This is a genomic window from Roseateles sp. P5_B10, from assembly GCF_056400485.1.
Genome location: NZ_JBFULE010000889.1, coordinates 1 through 2,057, shown reverse-complemented (window position 1 = coordinate 2,057; position 2,057 = coordinate 1). Strand labels below are relative to the sequence as shown.

Here is a 2,057-nt window from a genome sequence, read left to right as displayed (position 1 = left end):
CAACAGCTTCGGAGGCCTGGAGAACGTGGATGAATCGTTGGCGGACCGCGTATCGGTGCGGCTCAACCTCAGACACTTCGACGACGATGAGGCCTGGGCCAAGTTCCTGGCCGAGATCGGCAACCGCACGCGTTGCATCGATTTCAAGCTCCTGGCGGACAGAGCGTTCGTCAAGCTCACGCACAAGGCCGTGCTTGGCAACCGGCGCCGCACGAAGCTGCTGCTCACCGAGGCCGTGCTCGTGGCCATCGACGCCAAGGCACAAGCCGTCGACCGCAGTCATTTCGAGATCGCCTTCCAGCGCGTCAGCGGCTCCTCGAGCCAGGTGGTGAACCCGTATGCCGCCGCGTGACCAATGCCGGCTCGCTATCGCCGTCGCGCCGATGCCGGGTGAGTCGGCCATGAGCCATGTCCTGCGCGCCTTCCAGGCCAACGGTGTTCAGTACGAGGAAGGCATGAGGTGGATGGGTCTCGATCGGCGGCAGGCGCTGAACGATGTCGACGTCTCGGTCTTGGCATGGGCGCTCCATGCCGACGCCGACGACGTGCGCCATCGGATGACCTTGCTCGAGTGGCGCGGTGGCGGCCGGTGGGTGCATCTCGCCGGCCAGCGGCTGTGTCGATGGGTCGCGCCCACGTCCATGTTGGCGAAGGTGTGTCCGGCGTGCCTCCGCGAGACGGGCTTCGCGCGGATAGCCTGGCTGACGAGGGCGGTACCGGCCTGCCGGCGGCACGGCTACAGCCTGGTGCAGGAATGCGCCAGCTGCGGCCGGGCCATCCGGTGGGCGAGGCCAGCCCTGCGCATCTGCGGGTGTGGACGATTCTTCAAGCTCGCCGGGGAGGCCGCGACACTCGAGCCCGAACTGGCCCCATGGCTTGACTGGGCCGAGGCCGTCCTGCAGGGCGACGATACGGCACCGCATGCCATGCGCAGGCTGCCACCGCTGCTACAAGACATGACGCTCGACGGCGCCTACCGTCTGATCGAAGCGTTCGGCCTGTTGGAGTCGCCAGGTGATCCTGTCCGCAACGTGCGGCACAGCTCAGCGAGCCTGACCCAGGTAGGTGGTGTACTCGTGCGGGGCTTGCGGCGGCTCACCGAGCTGGGGCGTTTCGAAGCCGTCGCGCCCCAAGCGTTCGATGTTGTCCATCTCCCGGTTCTCGCCGAGATCGCGGACGAGCCAGCCGCCGAGACGGACGGCCAGAGGGCAGCTTGGCTGCTGGACATCCATCGTGCTTCGCGGCCGCCCGGAGTTCGCCGCGTCGGCGCGCGGCCTCGCCGACAGATGCCGTTGTTCGTATGAAGGGCACGCCGTGCATCCTGAAGTTCGGTGTGCCTAGGCCGTTCCAGTTCGAGGCGCCCAGTTCTTGGTTGTCGCGGCTCGCGCTTGCACAGGGGCTGTCGTCAATCGACGAGTTGCTGCGGTTCTTGAGCTTGCCCACGGAGGTTGACTTGGACTGGTACCTGAGCGGGCCGGCACTGCAAGACCTTCTGCGGAGATGCAATCTGCCCGCTCATTCCTTCGCCATCGCTGACCGGTTGATGTCTAGCGTCTTGGCTTCCGGGATGGGCGCCAAGCAGTTTCTGCTGGCGGGGAGGAAGGGCATTGCCCGATTCCGCTATTGCCCTCGCTGCATGTCCGAGCGCCGGGTGGGCTATCTCGACATCCATTGGCGGTTCAAGGTGTGGCTATGGTGCCCTATCCATAACGGCCTGCTGCTGGACGCGTGCGCCGACTGCGAGACCATGCTGGAGCACCCCTGTCTCATCGAGGGGACCAGGGCCGCTCGGGCGGGCCATGCCTCGCTTGCACGCTGCCTGCGCTGCTGCACAGCGCTAGACGCCGACGAACTGCAGTCGCTCGCGGAGGAAGCTATGAAGTCGTTGAGCAGCGTGGAGYGGCTGTGGCTAATCAACGGTCGAGCACTGCTGTCAGCGTTGGTTCACCGGAGCTACCAATTTCGACGCCAACAGCACAAGCTGGAAGGGCTCGTGGCGATGTATGCCTCGGGCGTGTTGCCGATGGCGGGCCTTCAGGATGCGCTTGATCAGAAGC

At 65.7% G+C, this 2,057-nt stretch carries 3 protein-coding genes; all 3 read left to right on the top strand.

Annotation, left to right across the window (positions count from 1 at the left end; translation table 11 throughout):
* The coding region (locus AC1DU6_RS28905; RefSeq protein WP_477861364.1) for a hypothetical protein at positions 1-352 on the top strand (352 nt) is incomplete at its 5' end.
* A complete protein-coding gene (locus tag AC1DU6_RS28900) occupies positions 339-1,304 on the top strand; it encodes a TniQ family protein (RefSeq protein ID WP_457324102.1) in 966 nt (321 codons plus the stop codon). The genes AC1DU6_RS28905 and AC1DU6_RS28900, both read left to right, overlap by 14 nt.
* The coding region (locus tag AC1DU6_RS28895) for a TniQ family protein (protein WP_477861362.1) at positions 1,301-2,057 on the top strand (757 nt) is incomplete at its 3' end. The genes AC1DU6_RS28900 and AC1DU6_RS28895, both read left to right, overlap by 4 nt.

Excerpts from the sequence above, each read along its gene's own strand:
- AC1DU6_RS28900 (WP_457324102.1), top strand. The coding sequence starts at position 339 with ATGCCGCCGCGTGACCAATGCCGGCTCGCTATCGCCGTCGCGCCGATG.